An 18,833-nucleotide genomic window follows, 5' to 3' on the forward strand; every position below is an offset into this window, starting at 1 on the left:
CTTACTTAATTAAATATATAAATTCCTCCAAATATAAATCAATATTATTATTAATTCTATTTTATTAAAACTAAAGATATAATTGAAAAAGTACATTAATCACATATTAATTACATAATAATTAAAAAATAATCTTAACTTATATATTTAATCAATCATATCTTTATTGCAACTAATTAAAATTTAATGATCCATCTTCATTAAAATTACAAGTATATCCATCAATAATTGTAATGCTTGTACTCATAGTTCCATCTTCATTTAGATAGTAATATTTATTATTTTGAGATAACCATCCTGTTCTCATGGTACCAATGTAATTTATATAATACCATTTTCCATTATTATACATCCATTCTCCACTTTTCATAGAACCATCACTATTTAAATAATACCAGTATCCCTTATATTGAAGCCATCCTTCTTCCATTGCGCCATATGGATTTAAAAAATATTTTTTTCCATCATATATAACCCATCCTGTAACCATAGCTCCAGAATTATCTAATAAGTACCAGTTACCATCAACTTGTATCCAACCTTTTTTCATCATTCCTGCTTCATTTAAATAATACCACTTATCATTATTATAAAGCCATCCTGTTTGCATTACTCCATTTCCATCAAGATAATACCAATCCCCATCTTCTAAAAGCCATCCTGTTTGCATTGCACCATGGATAGCTAAATAATACCATTTACCATCTACAGTTATCCATCCTGTTTGCATATTACCTCTTTTATTAAAATGGAAATAGCTATCATAGTATCTATCATAAAACCAAGTATCGTTTAAACATTCTCCTAATGAATCATTATATCTCCACCTACCATTTATGATTACCCATTGATTTGGTTTAATTACAGAATTAATAGAATTAGATATATCCGGAGATATAGGAATCCCTACATACATATTTAATGTATATTCCTTAAATCTTTTAGTTTCTATATCAGTAACTTTAACTTTAATGATATATTTCCCAATCTCACCAAATCTTATTTTTATTAAATTAGGTTCATCTAGTTCTGTGCCATTAACTGATACCTTATAATTTTCATCCTCAGTAACAGCATTAAGAAGTACCTTTGATGTATCATGGTCAATTTCTATATTATAAGAAGATTTTTCTTTTTCAAATCCAATATTACTAGAATCAATATTTATATCTTTTAAATATATAGTATCTTTTCCACCTCTATATATGTACAAAGTATATAAGCTTGTATTAGCACTATTATCATCTCTAACTTCTATTTCTATTTTGTTTTTTCCCTCTTTTAAGTTTAGTATCTTTCTATACTTATCGTCCCTTTTTAATAATTCTCCATTAATTTTTACTTTATCATCCTCATCTTCTGGTCTTGCTCTAACTATTATCTCATCTAATGATTTATCAACATCTAAAATATAAGAATATTTATTTTCAGAAAAATTAATATCGTATCCATCACTTAAAGATATACTCTTTAAATATACCTTGCTTGCAGCATAAGCTGTTGTATCTGTTAAATTCAAATAATCTGTCGGCCAAAATATATTAAAAGCATTAATAATCAAGATTGATGTAACTATATTTTTTAAGCTTTTCTTCAAAATTTATCCCCCCTTAGGCACATAAAATAAAATAATAGTTCAAATATATAAGTATATTGGTCTATTATTTTTATCCGCCTTATATAGTTGATATAATATATAATTTTACCACTATATTACTATAAGGTAAATTAATATTACCTTAATATAAGATTAACTTTTAAAGAAGGATATAGAAGCAAACATCCCTTATTCTTACACAATTATTCTATATTGTTTTTTATGTTTATACCTTAGTTATTTCTTATTTTAATTAATATTCTTTAGTTATATTTATATATATTTTTTAATTAAGTTGATCCATTTATAATCTTTTATATAATTTTTATAGAAAATTATATATTTAGACACATGAAATAAAATAATATACCAAAGAAGCGTTGTATATTCTGTGTCAGACAAAGAAGCAAGTTCAGTTAATAGCAAGTTACTGACGAAGTAATACGCAAAATAGATGAGCTTACTGATCTATTATTTTTTTGAATGTGCCTTATAATTAATATTATCTAGTTAAAAAAATATATATGATAAATTTCCTATATAAGTTCCTCACTATACTGGTAAGTAATGTTATTTATAAGTATTTTAAGATTTATATTAATGAACAAATTTTATTGAAACTTATATATTTAAATTATAGCAAAATAACATATGTATAACAAATATAATGTATTTATTCCAATATATATATAATAAATTATTAAAATAATAATTATTAAAATAGTAAATGCACGGAATTTATAAAATTTTAATTATTAAAAATTCTACAAATTATATATTTTTTAATAATTTTATAATACCAAAATTAAGCACATACTTCATATGTAATATTTCCCACAATATAATTACCAATTTATTATTATATACTATCCATTGTGAACTCAAAAATATAAATCTAACTAATATGAAGATATTAAATTGTAAATTTCCATATACACATCATCAATTTAAAAATTTACTTTTTCCTTATATTTTATCTGATTTTCTGACTTAAAAATCCACATAATTTTCTATATAAAAAAAAGTTGTATTACCACAATATAGTAATACAACTTTTCTCTCTTTAATAATTTGTCGATATAATTAAAACTTAACTTTATTATAACATATTTAAAACTTTATTCAATATTTTTTGTAAACCTTTATATTTTTTTACTATTAATCCAATTTTATCTTTAAGTTTAACAAACCTTCATTTCTATATACCATATTTCAAAGATAATCTCTATGTAAAAATACAAGAGTATATAATTGACGAAAATGTATTGAAACAAACTTTTAGTGTTTCATCATTTATTTAAACTACTTAGCATTAAGTAATAACTATTGTTTGAGCCTTTAGGCGATTTTAGTTGTTTTAGCTAAGTTGATTAAATAAAATTTATTTCTGTATTTTCTATAAGATACTCTGCCTAAAAAAGAACAATTAATACGAAATGATGCATAAAAAAAATGAACTTTAGTATTTCTTGATTTAAATAGGAGGTTTACGTTAAGAATATTGTTACTGTTTGAGTGCTTGATAGTCTATTTTTTCAAAGATAATCTCTATGTAAAAATATAAGAGTATATATAATTGACGAAGATGCATTGAAACAAGCTTTTAGTGTTTCATCATTTATTTAAACTACTTAGCGTTAAGAAATAACTATTGTTTGAGCCTTTATGCGAGTTTAGTTATTTTAGCTAAGTTGATTAAATAAATTATAGAAACTCTTAAGCGTAGTTTCTTAGCATCTAGAGTCAATTATATATACTCTTTTTTATTTATAGATTATCTTATCCAAGCTCCATTCCAGCCTAATCTATATCCACCTATTGTTGTATTAGAAAGCATTGCTCCTGAACCATTACAATAGTACCATGTTCCATTATCATATATCCAACCTGTTTGCATTGCTCCACTATATTGGTTTAAGTAATACCATGTTCCATTAACATATGTCCAACCTGTTTGCATTTGTCCAGTGTATGGATTTAAGTAATACCATGTTCCTCCAGTATATGCCCAACCTTTTCTAGCATATCCATATCCATCAAATAAATACCATGTTCCAAAATTTCTATCAAGGAACCAAGAATTCTTAATAGGATTTCCTGTTGAATCATTATACATTAAGTTTCCATTAACAGTTACCCATTGATCTGCCTTAACTGGCTTACTTGCTTCTTCAGTACTTTCTTTATCATCACTATCTTTATCTGAAGATTTTCCTCTATTAATAGTTAATGTATACTTTCTTCTATCATCATCATTTCTAAGTTTTATTTCAAATTCATTTTTGCCTTCTTTTAAATTTACAGTCTTCTTATAATCATTATCTTCATCAACTTCTTTACCATCAATTTTAACTTCAACCTCATCATCCTCTGGTTTAGCTACTACTTTAACTGATGAAGTTGATCTATCAACATCTGTGCTATAAGAAGTTTTACTTTTCTTTAATTTTATAGTTTCTCCGCCTACTTTAAGCTTATCTAAATAGATATCATCACCATCATCATCGTCATCATCATCGTCGTCATCGTCTCTATCTTTATCACATTGAACATATATTGTATAAGTTTTACTCTTAGAGTCTTCATTTTTTGGCCAAACTTCTACTGATATTTTAGTTGAAGATGAACTTACAGGTATCTTTTCATTTTCATCATATTTCTTAGAACCCTTTTTTATTTTATAATCATATGTTCCCTCAACATCTAAATCTATATATACCCTATTACCTGATTTTATATTGACATAATATTTTGTGTTTTTTTCATCAAAATCAACTTTATCCTTACTTTTACATTTTTTACTGTCATATAATTGTAATTCACTACTACCAGATGATTTTTTTACCTCTATCTCTTTTACTTTGAAATTTGTTTTAGAATCATTTGTTGTATCTGCAGCATGAGCCTGTGTAGTCATTAAATTAATATATTTTGCTGGTTCAATTGTAGCAAATGCTGATACAGTAAGTAGCGTAGCAACTACTCTTTTGAATATTTTATTCATTTTACCACTCCTCCCCCTATTAACATACATTTTACCATGGAATTATTAAACTGTAAATTAAGATAACCTTAAGATATTCTTAATTGAATAATTATCAAATATTTGATATGAAATTTCAAAATTAGATATGATAATAATAGTTATGATTTTGAATCTCATTAATATATACAATTTTCTTTGAAAATATTGGTACCTTTTTCGTGAATATTTGGAAATTTACTAATAATATCAATATTTCAATGGACAATTGACAGTTGATAATCTACAATTATGGTTGAAATCATTCGGCTTTCTTTAAATTATATATTTTAGAAATCATAAGGTAATCCAATCCTGAATTGTCAATCGTCCATTGTCCATTGCGAATTCAAAATATCCCATTTACCTTAGATTTTATCAGTCTTTTAGGCTTAAGAAATTATATACTTTTCTAGACATTTAAAAAAATAAGTATATGTAACTAACCCATATTTAGGAAATTACATATACTTATTTATAAAATATATAATTATCTTCTTAACTATATTTTAAACGTATTTTGATATTATACCATGATAATCCAATATTTGCTCAAAATATAAATTACTTTTTTATATATTCTGTTATTAAAAATTTATCCTCTTATCCATGCTCCATCTGAGCCTAATTTGTATCCATTAATTGTTGTATTATTTAACATTGCTCCTGATTGACTTAAGTAGTAGTACTTACCATTGTCTATTATCCAACCAGTTTTCATTGCTCCTGATTCACTTAGATAATACCATTTACCTCCATTACTTAACCAGCCTGTTTGCATTGCTCCACTTTCATCTAGATAGTACCAAGTTCCAGCACTAGTTAACCAACCAGTCTCCATGTTTCCATCTGAATTTAAGAAATACCATTTTCCTGAAGACATATCTTTATACCAGTTACTCTTTATTGCTCTTCCGTTTGAATCATTATATTGCCATCTTCCATTAACAGTTACCCATTGATTACATTTTAATTGTACACTTGGGCCTGGGTTATTTGAATTATTGTTTGTATTATTGCTTGGTTTAGTAGTATTTGTATTGTTATTTGTTTTATCTTTATCTTTTTTATCTTCTGAAGTCTTGTCTGTTCTATTTATATTTAATGTGTAAGTTCTTTTATTATCATCATCATCTTCAACAGTGATTTTGATTTTATTCTTACTCTTCTCTAAATCAACTTCTCTTCTATATTTATCATCATCATTGACTTCATGTCCATCAATTTCAACTGTGTAATCTTCATTTGCTGGTTTAGCTTTAATCTTTACAGATTTAACTGATTCAGGAACAGTTATATCATATGAGCTTGTTTTCTTTGAAAAATCTATTTTTCCTTCACTTAATGTAATATCATCTAAATAAATCTTATCATTTGAATCCTCATCGTCATCATCATCTTTATCTCTTTTTGAATCAGACTTATCATATACATGTATTTCGTAAGTTTTTTCAGCATGTTTTTTTACATTATCGTCATCAAATTCGCCTTTTTCGTATATTCTTAGATAAAGAGTATCACCTGAGCTTACTTTTATCTCATCACCTAATTCGTTTTTATCCTTTTTACTACCTTTAAAAACATATGCCTCATAATCACCATCTACATCAGCATCTATACTAATTTTTTTATCATCCTTACCTGGCTTTACATAATATTTTGTAGTGCTATATTTAAACTTTGTTTTATCTTTACATTTTGAATCACTGTAAAGCTTAAGGTCATCACTATCACCCTTAACTTTAAAATCCTCAATGTCATCTTTGCTAATACTAGAAGATTTAGCATAAGCTGTAGTTGTCCCAAAATTAATAGCACTTGCTGGTGCTACTGCAGTAAATGCACTTATAACAAGTGTAGCTGCAATAATGTGTTTTAAACGTTTATTCATGTTCTTTCCCCCTCATTCAATATAAGTATAATTTTACCACACGAGGGAGGTTTTATGAATACATTTAATCTTAAATAATTCTTAAGAGAAATTTAATACCCCTCAAGTCAAAAATAAAAATCATATTACAATATGTGTTCTAATTAAGTTATTACATTTATAATCTTTTGTAAAATCTTTATAAAAAAATTATATCTTAAATTAATAGTATCTACTTAGAAGCATATATATCATAAATTTTCTATATAAGTTCCTCAGTATGCTGGTAAGTGATGTTGTTTATAAATATTTTAATATTTATATTAATGAACAAACTTTATTGAAACTCATATAATTTAAAAATAAATTTAATAAAATTCTCATATTCCTGAAAATAAAAATTGATATTGTTGAATAAAGAGAACTGGCATAGGAATTTACTTAAATCCCTCTGTCCATGATTTCTATTCAACAATATCAATATTATTTTAAAATTTATTGTAAACTTCCATCTTCATTGAAGTAGTACTTAGTTCCATCTATATATCTTGATTTTGTTATCATAATACCATTTATATTAAAGTAATACCATTTTCCATCAATTAAAACCCATTCATTTTTCTTCATTTGACCTGATTGTTCATCTAAGTAGCACCATCCATCACTTGAATATGCCCATCCTGTTTTCATTGCTCCATTTTCATCTACACAATACCAGTTTCCATCATGTCTAAACCAACCTGTATACATAGCTCCTGATGGATCTTTAAAGCAATACCATTTTCCATTTACTAAATTCCAATCTATAGCTGCTGCACCATTCTCTTTTAAATAGTACCACTCTCCATCAACCCATTTCCAAGCTGAACTTTCCATATGACCATAATTATCAAAGTAATACCAATCTTCTCTATCAACCTTAAACCAGCCTGTAGCCAAAGTTCCGTCTGCCTTTAAATAACATGCCTTACCACCATCTTGAGCCCATTGTGATTTTCTTACTTCACCATTTCCATCAAGACAATATATCTTGTCCCCATCTTTTATCCATTGAGCATATAATTGATAACCTTGCTTTGGAGAGAAGTAACATCTCTTACCATCAACAATTTGCCAGCCTGTTTCCATAGCTCCATCAATTCTATTAAAGTAATAATTTTTACCCTCTATTTCATGCACTCCTCTATATTTAATACCATCTTCATCATAGTAATAAATATATCCATCTGTCTTGTCCCATCCTTCATCTTTGTTAATTCTATCAAAGAAGTCATCAGTATGGTCATCTAACTCATCAAATAAATCAGTTATTGAATTTGTAACCTTATCTACAGAATGAGCTATATCATCTAACCCATCAGTAATTGAGCCTGTAATATTGCCTATTTTTCCTATTATTCCATCTACGTCACCTTTTATTTTATCTCCTAAATTTTTTATTACCTCTTCTAATTTATCAATTAACTCAGGTAAAGCTGCATTCCCTACAGCTCCTAACTTCGTAGTATCAACATATATAGGTTTTTCTCCAGATTTTAATAACATTGCTGTAATTGGTCCACCAGCTATAATTCCCATTCCTACTACTGTACCATCATTCTTTACTGCTGAATATTGATATACAGGTATTTGTTGTGCTGCACTTTGTAATTGTGTGCCTGCTGCCTCAATTGCACCTGGTAATACTTGTGCAACTACTTCTTTAACTTTGGCATCAATTTTAGGTTGAATCATTTGTGCAATTTTTTCATCTGGTAATGCAGCCAGTTCTGGATGTTCTGCTTTTGCTGTAGCAACTGCCTGTGCTGTTACCATTGCTGTCACCTTAGATGTTACCTCTTTAGTTACCATTGGTGTTACTATCTTTTCTGCTGTTTGTTTACTTAAATCCACCTTAACATATTTCATAAATGTAAGCTTAACATCATCTGCATTATTATATACATTGCTCTTCAAATAATTTTTTAATCCCACTTGTACATTAGCTTCATCTGTTGCTGTCCAGCCACCTGTTGCAGATGTTGTTGCTGCATATGCTGAAACATTTCCTGTAAATATATCCTTAGGTGCTATAGCCACAACTGAAGTTGCTACTAATACTAATGCCATCACTTTCTTAATTCTTTTTATCATATTTCTTCCCCCTTGATAATTCCCGCGATTTAAAATAAAAAAATCTATACCCCTGGGGTACCCCTGAGGTACCCCAGGGGTATAGATTGAAGTTTAAGATTTAAACTATAAGATTAAAATTTTAATTTATAGCTTGTCTGTCATGTAAATTCCATAATTACATATTAAATTTAATTAATTATATTTTACATCATAAAATCAAAATACAGGAAATAAATCCACAATAATATTGATATAAAATATTATACCACTTATACTGACCAGTTTAAATACAAAATTGACCAACGTTCATTGTTAATTTATGCTAATAGATCTAGCTATTATTAAACTAAAATTCTAAGATTAAAATTAGATACTATAAACTGGTTTAATTGCCCTGATTGGTATAAAGATAGGGTTAAAAAATTAATATTTACTAGATGTGACATTATAGATTCTCTTTAAAAATACTCTATGCTTTAAGTGAATTTTGATATTGTAGAATAAGACGAACTGTCATTAGAATTCCTCTGTCCATGATCTCTATTTTAAAAATAAATTCAATTAAAAATAGTAGTGATATTGGTAAGCAGACATTTGAAAATAAGCTGTTGATGTTCTTAAGTAAGAATCCAAAAGTGAAAATCCAAATTTTATATTTGGTTATTTGAACTTTCACAGCGTGCATTTTATATTTGGTTCTTCGAACTTACTGGACGAATGTAAATGAGTCAAGTTTCCTTTTTGTCATATCCATTAATTACTTGTCCAAAGTTTATCTTTGGAGTAAGTAGGATTGGGTGCAACTTTTCATCTAGAAACATCCAGTGAAATTTTCATAGTCTTGCAAAATAATATCACTATTATTAGTAAAACATATTTAAGACACATTCAAAAAAAATAATAGACAAGTATGCTCATCTATTTTGTGTGATACTGCATTAGCAAATTTAGTTAATAGCTCGCTATTAACTAAATTTACTTTCTTGTCTGACACAAAATATGCAAAGCCTCTTTGATCTATTATTTTATTTCATGTTCCTAAATCTTAAATTTTTGTACCATTTCAGCAAGTTTTTGTGCAAGCTCTGCTTGACTTTGTGCTGATATAGCTATCTCATTTATTCCTCTTGTATTTTCATCAACACTTTGCTTAATTAACTCTACCTTTTCATTAGAATTTTGAGCAATTGTCTCCATCTTTTGAATTGCCATACTAACCTCACCAATTGTAGCTGCAACTTCTTGAGACATACATGAAATCTCATCTGACATTTTACTTACAAAATCTGAATCATTGTAATAATGGTGTCCAGCATCCCCATAAGCATCAAATTGTTTTTGTATATCTGTATTAATAAATTCAAGCATATCCTTACCAGTATTAATACTCATTTTAAATGCTTTATTAACATCATTAATAGTTTCTTGTATTCCAACTACAGATAATGAAGATTGTTCTGCAAGTTTTCTAACTTCATCTGCAACAACAGCAAATCCCTTCCCTTGTTCTCCTGCTCTTGCTGCTTCTATTGCTGCATTTAATGCAAGTAAATTAGTTTGCTCTGCTATACTTGCAATTGTATCTGCCATAACTTTTATATTTTCAACTACCTTACCATCTTCAATAGCTTTTAGCATTCTCTCTTCTTTTTCACTACATAATTTTTCAGTTTCTTCAATAGCATTTTTACTTTTTTCTTGAACTACAGTAGCTTTTTTCTTAAATTCATTTGCATTATCACTACCTTGCATTGCTTTAGCTGAAAGCTCATTTATATTGGCATCAACTTCTTCAACTGAGGCTGTTATTTGCTCAGATGCTGCACTCGTTTCATACATTCCACTTGAAATTTCACTTACTGCTTCATTTATATGTGCAGCACTAGCTGATAACTCCTCAACAGTAGCTGAAAGTTCTTCACTAGATGAACTTATATCTTGAGAATCATTCATTATACTTTTTACTAATTCTCTTACGTTTCCTTGTACTTTATTTAAAGCATCAGCAGTTTGTCCAAATTCATTAGTAGTACCAATATCAATAGGTGTTGAGAAATCATATGAAGCTAATTTTTCTGCAAAATCCTTCATTTTATTTAATAACTTAGAAATACTAAGTGATGAACTTAGTGCAAGTATAATTGCAATTACAATTGATATTATAGTTATAACATCAATATATAATTTAGATTTATTAAAGGTGTTTTTATTGATTTCATTAGTTTCTGCTGCAATACTTTGATTTATATCTGCAAGTTCATTTAAACTATTTACCATTTTATTTTGTATAGGTTGTAAATTTAAATAATTTTTTTCAGCATCTTCAAATTTACCTTCATAAATACAAGTAAGTACGTTTTCTCTTTCTTTTCTGTATTCTACTAAATTTTCTTTAAATTTATCCCATGCTTGTTTCTCTTTATCAGAAACATTTAAACCTTCATATTCTTCTATAAGTGCACTATTTTCATTAATTTTTTTAGTTATCTCTGGTTTAGCATCTTGTAACATATCCTGATGATCACTATGCATCCCTAGTAATATTTTTCCATTTATCATCTCTAAATTGGCCTTCATAGATAAAATTTTATCCATAGCTTGTAAATTGACATTATACATATCTCTTCCATTATCATTTATTTTTACCAAAGCTGTGCTTCCAACATAGCCAATCAATATTACAATCATTGCCATAAATAAAAATGATATCATTAATCTTGTTTTTACCTTCAAATTTTTATAAAAATCCATACTATGTACATCCTTTCCTATTTAAATTCTTCATATATGATGCTAATTGAATAGTATTAATACATATATTTATTTTCTATAAAAATTAAATAAGAAATTATAAATGTATTAACTTAATTAGAACCTATATACTTATCTTTCGTTTAATATTAATCTACCTTTATGTATTTATAAGTAAAATTTTTGAATTTAAGCTATATCTTAAATTTATTTAAGTATTATTTTTATAACACTTAAACATAAGATAAATATTACTATCTTAAATAATACAAATTTCAAAATTCTTACTTTATATTAATGAAATTATAATATACTAAACATTACATATAAATATAAAGAATAATTCAATATATGTCACTACTTTTTTATACTTTAGGAGTATTAATCATATATTTAAAATACAATATTATAAAGTTCTCCTCAGATTGTCAAGCAATATAATTTTCTAAGAAACTCAAAAAAATCACACCCCAAGAGTGCAATTTTTTTAATTGGCTATGTGTTGATATTTTAGTATAAGGGCGAACTGGCATTGGAATTTATTTTTTAGAACTCTTAATGAAGATTTGTCAAATTAATTGCTTGTCAACAATCTCTGATTGGGAGCATGCATTAATTGGACTAAGCTTTATTTTAGAGTTCTTAAAGAAATTCCCCTGTCCATGAGCTTTATACTACAATATAAACATTCACTTAAAACATAGCCTTTTAATTATAAATTTTTAACTATCTTTTTAATTTAAGCTCCTACTGTGTGTATCATTCCATTTTTATTTGTATAATATTGTGCACCACAATCTTCTATACATCCTGTTTGCATTACTCCCTTTGAATTAGCAAAATAATCTGCCTCTCCATCTTTAAACCAACCAGTTTGCATTTCTCCATCATCATTTAGATAGTACCAAGCATGTCCATCTTGAATCCAACCAAATTGCATCTCTCCATCTTCATTAAAAAAGTGCCACTTTCCATCAATATATTCCCATCCAATATGTTTCTTATTGTCTACTGGTTCATGTGTAATTTCTGCTGTTTGCATTAACAAAATCCCCCTTAATCTTTAGTGTTTGTATTTAAGGCCTATTCAAAAAATAATATATCAATATGTTTTTGATTTATTAAATTCTTTCATATGCCTAATGTTATTCTAAAAATATTAAGTTAAAAATTTCTTAATATTTATAATGCCTACCTATACTTTTCTTAAATAAAAAGTTTTAATTCAATTCCACAAATTTAATCTAAAAGTTTTAATCCAAATTTAAATGTAAGCTAAAATTTGGGTTAAATATGCTGTCTATTCAATAATTAAATAGTTAGCTAATAGTAAAAAAATATGATCATATTTAGGCATATGCCTGAAAATAGCAAGTCCAAAATGCCCTAATTATTTTTCTTAGGCAAGGAAGTAGATTCTTCTCATAGTAAACTTATTGATAAAATTTGCTAATGCAGTATAATGTAAAATAAGCTTACAGATGAACTTATCATTTTGTGATTATGTCTTAACTTCAAGTAAATTATATCAAGTGTAATATTTTCTGTAACTACCCCAAAGGGTAGGTTGCATTTTTAATTAGCTTTGTAATTTTTTCATCATCTGTTTAAATATATGGTAATGAATTAATAAGAGGAATTACTCCTTAACTTTTCCGATAAAAATCCCGTATATCAACAAATATGTATAAGTTAAATTTAGTTCTCATGTTATAATTTGTTGCTTTATTATAATATTGTATTAAAATTTTCAAGTGCAAATTTTAATACAATAAACATAGTTAAATTTTTATAGTTATACAAAACAATTTATTTAAAATAAAAATAAATGTATATGAGTCAAGTTTCCTATTTTGCTTCTGTCAATCAGCTATATTTTAAATATATACATTGCAATAATAATCATTCAATAAATTACATAGCTATATATTCTTTTGTTGAAAATTTAAATTTGCAATATATATATTCTAATTAAGTTATTACATTTATAATCTTTTATACAATTTTTATAGAAAATTATATCTTTAATTAATAATATCCAGTTAGAAGCATATATATCATAAATTTTCTATATAAGTTCCTCACTATAATGATTAGTAATATCATTTATAAATATTTTTTAATTTATATTAATGAACAAACTCTATTGGAACTTATATACTTAATAAATAAAAATAGTAGTGATGTTGTTGCAGCAAACATTTGAAAATAAACTGTTGATGTTCTTAAGTAAGAATCCAAATTTTATATTTGGTTCTTCGAACTTACTGGACGAATGTAAATGAGTCAAGTTTCCTTTTTGTCATATTCATTAATTACTTGTCTAAAGTTAACCTTTGGAACAAGTAGGAATGGGGGCAACTTTTCATTTAGATAAATCCAGTGAAATTTTCATAGTTCTGCGAAATAATCATCACTACTGTTTTTAAAGTTATTTATTAATAATTCCAATATTTTTAGCTACCTGTACTGCTTTAATTCTATTTTTCACATTAAGTTTACTATATATATTTTTAGTATGAAACTTAATTGTATCTTTTGTTACATTTAAATGTTCACTTATTTCTATATTAGACATTCCTTTATTTAATAAATTTAACACCTGAATCTCTGACTTTGTAAGATTAACCTTTAATAACTTATCATTATCAAGATATTTAGGATATAATTCTCCAAATTCTTTTGTCCTTCTTAATATATTTTTTAAATATCCTTTGTCTATACTCTTATTTAATTTATTAATTTTTTCATATTTAGATAATATATCATAGCAGGGCTTTCCCTCATCAGCAAAAACTCTTACATATTTAAATTGTGATGATATCTTTAAAGCTTTTTCAATTTTTTCTAATGCTAAAGCCTCCTGATCATCCTTATTTAATGCTATTGCTTGAAGTATACAACACTCTGCCATATTTAATGTTTGATTATACTTACAATTCAATTTATATAAATTCTCTAAAAAATAATTTGCTTTTTTATATTCCTTATTAAGAATAAAGACTCTTGCCCTTACCATATATTGATACATTTCTAAAAAGTTATAATTCATCTCTCGATAATTAGAAGGATTAGTAATCCATTTTTTAGGTTCATCTACATTTCCCATTAAAAGATTAAATCTTATATCATAAGATTCAAGGTTTTTCATAAGATAAAGAGCATTTTTTTCTTCTATAAGATTTTTTATATTGCTAATAGTTATTTTTGCTTCATTTATATAGCCATTTGCACACATGCACCTAGCAAAGATTATATAACTTACAAATAAAATATCAATATTTCCCTCTATCTTATACTTTGCTATTTCTCCAGCCAATTTAACTAATGCTACTTCTATATCATCTCTTTCATAATCAACTTCAGCAGAAGTAATATTAACTAGTCCAAGTATACCTTCACTACCATCAGTTACATTTAACTCATTATTATCATTTAAAAATTTTTCATAATCAGCATATATATTAGATAAATCTCTTAATCCTCTTAATAGACTTGGATTATTTCCTGTTATACTTAAATTATTAAGGATTTTATTAATATCTTTATTTTCTTTATATAACTGATTAAATTTGTCCATCATTTTCTGATTACTAACCTGTGGTAAACTCATATATACATAGAAAATCTTTTTTTCAATATCTTCAAGCTGATTCTTTAAATCTGTTTTGTTTAAAGAATTGTCAATATAAAAATTATCTTCTTTAACACTTGTGACTTTGCCATTTTTAGTTTCCTTATTATTAGAATTATTTTTTTGTAAAATATCCCCTTCGTTTTTCTTAATATCATTACAATTTAAATTATTTTCTTTATTTGAAATATTCTTATGCTTTTTATCATTATCTTTACATAAAATTTCTATTTCACTTAAAATATTTTCCCTTATCTTTATTAATTTTTCATACCATTTTTCTGCTTGCTTTGGCCTATATAATATCACCTCAATAAATGCCATAACAGTACATAAAGTTGCGTTTTTTTCCAACCTAAAATCAGGTAATTCTCTTATATATTTTTCTACATTAAAAAACTGTATGATGTTATTATCTTTACAAAATTTCTCCAAACTTTTAATCTCATTTTCAAAATCTTTTGAGACGTAATAAATATGAGCGGACTCTAAATATCTATTATTCTTTTCAAACCACAACCCTGCTCTTTGATAAAATTCTAATAAATCTTTTTGATTAAACTCATTGTATTTTGACTTTAAAAAATTTAAAAATATAGGATTAAACTTATACGTACTATCTTCTTGTAATATTAAAAATTCGTCTAATATATCTTTACAATTATCATTACCTGTCATGTCTAAACATAATTCTAATTCAACATTTTGAAAAGAAGAAATAACCATAAGAAGTTTTTGAGTTTCATAATCAATTTTAGTCCAAATATTCTCTCCAAAAAAATAAGTCAAATACTCATTATTTTTAAACATCTCATTTAAGTTTGAATATTCACCCATTTTTAAATATAAAAAAGCTATGTTTATACACGATGGCCAACCATAAGTGTTATGGATTAATTTTTCAATATTATCATCATTAATATCAATTTTACTATTAGAACAATACTCCTTAACTTCTTGTGCATTAAATTTTAAATCATCTTTAGTTATTATTTTAAGTTCACTATTTGCAATAAAATGACTAAAATATACAGGAACCTTATTTCTACTTAAAAATATAAACTTACAATTGTTAGGCATATCCTCAATTAAATTTACTAATGCCTTAAAAATTGATTTATTACTTATACGTTCAAAATTATCAAATACTATTACCCGTTTTAAATTATCAGTAACACTTTTTTTAATATTTGATATTGATTTTAAAACTTCATAATCATCATCATCTTTTTCAAACTTAACCCAAATAACCCTTGAAAAAGAATCTTTAACATAATTAGCTGCTGTAATACTTTTTCCCCAACCAATTGGTGCAAAAATATAAACTATTCTACTAAAAGACATGATTTTATCTATTTTTTTACTTATCCTTATTCTATCAACTGTATAATTCGTATCAATTATCTTTAACGCATCTGGATTTATAATCATATCTATACCCTTCCTGTCTTTCACTTCATTTACTACCCATCAAGTGTAAAAAAAAGAAACTTCCCAGATAAGGGAAGTTTCTAATGTATTAATTTTCCACCCTGGGGTGTAAATTTCTATTAGATTATCTGATCCAAGCTCCGTTAGCTCCTAATTTGTAACCATCTACAGTTGTGTTAGAAAGCATAGCTCCTGAAGCGTTAGTGTAGTACCAAGTTCCATTGTTGTTGATCCATCCTGTTTGCATAGCTCCTGATGCATTTAAGAAGTACCAAGTTCCGTTTACATTAACCCATCCAGTTTGCATAGCTCCTGAAGCGTTAGTGTAGTACCAAGTTCCGCCTGCATTGATTCAACCTGTTTGCATAGCTCCTGATGCATTAGTGTAGTACCAAGTTCCGTTGTTGTTGATCCAACCTGTTTGCATTACACCTGAAGCATTTAAGAAGTACCAAGTTCCGTTTAAGTTTAACCAACCAGTAGCTTTAGTTCCATCTTCTTTAACATAAGTCCAAGTTCCATCTGCAGCTTGTACCCATCCTTTAGTTACTTCAACTGGTTTTTCTTCTTCTTTGTTTCCGATTACTGAGTAAACTTCATCTTTTTCATTCCAAACAACCATGTTGTCTTTGTTGTAAACTGACATTTCGTTCATAGAACCGTCTACTTTGTAAACTTTGTTCCATTCATCTACGTTATCGAATTTGTAAACAAATCCACCTTTTAACATCCACATGCTACCATCAACGTCTTTATCGAAAGCTATTGCATCTTTTTCAGTAGTAGCATCTTCGATTTCAGTGTAAGTATATCCTTTTGTAGTTGATAATTTAACTTCTCTAGTTTCAACTGTTGTTAAACCGCTAGCTGTAGTTGTTTTATAAGCTATTAATTTTCCGTCAACTACGTTGAATGACATACCAGTTAATTTAGCAGTTGCATCTACACCATCTTCATCTGTGATAGCATAGTTAGCTACTGTTTTAGCATATTTAGCTCCATCTATATTATCAGAAGCTTGAGCTTTTGATATTTTTTGAATAACTTTGAAGCTTACTGTTGATCCTGGAGTTACTGCAACATTGTTTATTTTTGATATTGAATCAGTTCCTGCAGTTAATTGGATAGTTGCAGTTCTGTAGATGTAGTTAGAATCTTGTCCAATTACGTCTGCTGCTGTTATTGTAGCTCCAACTTTTTGTCCAGCTGTGATTGAATCTTCTTTATCTTCAGTGTTGTTTAAAGTTACTGTTTTAGCAGATGTTCCTGTAGTAACTTCAACTTTTACTTTTCCTACACTGTAGTCAGCATCTATATAGTCTCCTTTAACATTTGTGTAAAGGTTCTTTCCATCATATTTAACGCCATACCAACTGTCAGTGAATTTAGCTCCTTCAAGTAATGTAAAATCTGAAGCAGATTTTAAAGTAGCGTGTTCAGTTGTATATCTGTCATCAGCTTTATCTTTGATTTGTTTTCTTAAAGCTACTGCTAAATCATCTAAGTTATTATCTTTTACATCTTCGTCAGTTACTTTACCATTACTTAAATCAATATAGTAATCTCCACCTTCAACTGAAAGGTATTTGTCTGAGTATGCTCCGTCAACACTTACTCCAGTATCAATATTTTCTAAATCAGAATATTTTCCACCGTTTAAGTAGTAAGCTGCGTCAGTATCTCCATCTTTAACATTTCCATCTACGAAGAATTTTCCATCTTTGTAAGCTACTGCTGAATATACAGTTCCTTCTTTTGATTCTATTCTTTGGTAATCTGCAGCGTTAACCCCTGTTGCTGGAACTATAGAAGCTACTGCTGTAGCTGCTACTAATAGAGCTGTTAATTTGTTCATTCTTTTTATCATATTCTTTTCTCTCCCTTTGTTTTAACTTAATTAAACTATTTTATAAATAATTGCTTGTCTTTTGTTAAGTACGGCTTGTCTGTATAAAAAACTTACTTTTAATTTAGAAACAATCTTTATTAATTAATTTAGAACTCTTATCTAACTTAGTTAATTAGTTTTTGCATTTATTCTTTTTATTAGGGCGTACTTAAAATAAGAAGTCTAATAAATTTTTAATAAATATGAACTGTTATTTCTTAATTGTTATTTCTTAATTGCTATTTCTTTAAGTAATTTTTTTATACCTCGGTTGCCATGACTTTATTCTATCACCATTCGACAAACTTGCAAATAGTTTTTTATAAATTTATACTTAAATTATATTTCCTTAAAAAACATTAAAATGTATTTAGAATATTTAAAACCATCACTGTAATATTATTCATTTACATATTATTCTTAAGTATCCTTATTATTAGTTTATATCCATAACTATAGCCATAATAGCTAGTATACTTGTTAAAAATAGATAATATTTAACTAATTTTTCTTAATAAAAAACCT

At 26.8% G+C, this 18,833-nt stretch carries 7 protein-coding genes and 1 pseudogene; all 8 read right to left on the bottom strand.

All coding sequences use genetic code 11. From position 1 onward, the window contains the following. Nucleotides 1-172: 172 nt before the first annotated feature. The 8 genes and pseudogenes from ACYUET_RS07260 to ACYUET_RS07295 all read right to left on the bottom strand — a co-directional run bounded on the left by ACYUET_RS07260 (nt 173) and on the right by ACYUET_RS07295 (nt 18,287). Nucleotides 173-1,597, bottom strand: coding sequence for a cadherin-like beta sandwich domain-containing protein (locus ACYUET_RS07260; RefSeq protein ID WP_460278643.1), 1,425 nt, complete (start codon nt 1,595-1,597; stop codon nt 173-175). Between the two features lie 1,774 nt (nt 1,598-3,371). Continuing rightward, complete coding sequence (locus ACYUET_RS07265; protein WP_460278644.1) at nt 3,372-4,601, bottom strand: cadherin-like beta sandwich domain-containing protein; 1,230 nt, start codon at nt 4,599-4,601, stop codon at nt 3,372-3,374. Between the two features lie 613 nt (nt 4,602-5,214). Then, nucleotides 5,215-6,510 (bottom strand): cadherin-like beta sandwich domain-containing protein, encoded by a 1,296-nt coding sequence (locus ACYUET_RS07270; protein ID WP_460278645.1) that lies wholly within the window; start codon nt 6,508-6,510, stop codon nt 5,215-5,217. A gap of 474 nt (nt 6,511-6,984) precedes the next feature. Next, nucleotides 6,985-8,622 carry an N-acetylmuramoyl-L-alanine amidase family protein gene (locus ACYUET_RS07275; RefSeq protein ID WP_460278646.1) on the bottom strand — a complete coding sequence of 546 codons (1,638 nt, stop codon included), beginning with the start codon at nt 8,620-8,622 and terminating at the stop codon, nt 6,985-6,987. A gap of 1,020 nt (nt 8,623-9,642) precedes the next feature. Further along, nucleotides 9,643-11,355 carry a methyl-accepting chemotaxis protein gene (locus ACYUET_RS07280; protein ID WP_460278647.1) on the bottom strand — a complete coding sequence of 571 codons (1,713 nt, stop codon included), beginning with the start codon at nt 11,353-11,355 and terminating at the stop codon, nt 9,643-9,645. Nucleotides 11,356-12,094: 739 nt separating this feature from the next. Next, nucleotides 12,095-12,397 carry a hypothetical protein gene (locus ACYUET_RS07285; protein WP_460278648.1) on the bottom strand — a complete coding sequence of 101 codons (303 nt, stop codon included), beginning with the start codon at nt 12,395-12,397 and terminating at the stop codon, nt 12,095-12,097. A gap of 1,389 nt (nt 12,398-13,786) precedes the next feature. Beyond that, entirely contained in the window at nt 13,787-16,444 is a 2,658-nt protein-coding gene (locus ACYUET_RS07290; RefSeq protein ID WP_460278649.1) for a LuxR C-terminal-related transcriptional regulator, read from the bottom strand. Between the two features lie 100 nt (nt 16,445-16,544). Then, nucleotides 16,545-18,287 (bottom strand): annotated as a pseudogene (locus ACYUET_RS07295) (N-acetylmuramoyl-L-alanine amidase family protein). Nucleotides 18,288-18,833: the final 546 nt, after the last annotated feature.

This window comes from Clostridium sp. CTA-5 (assembly GCF_054768135.1).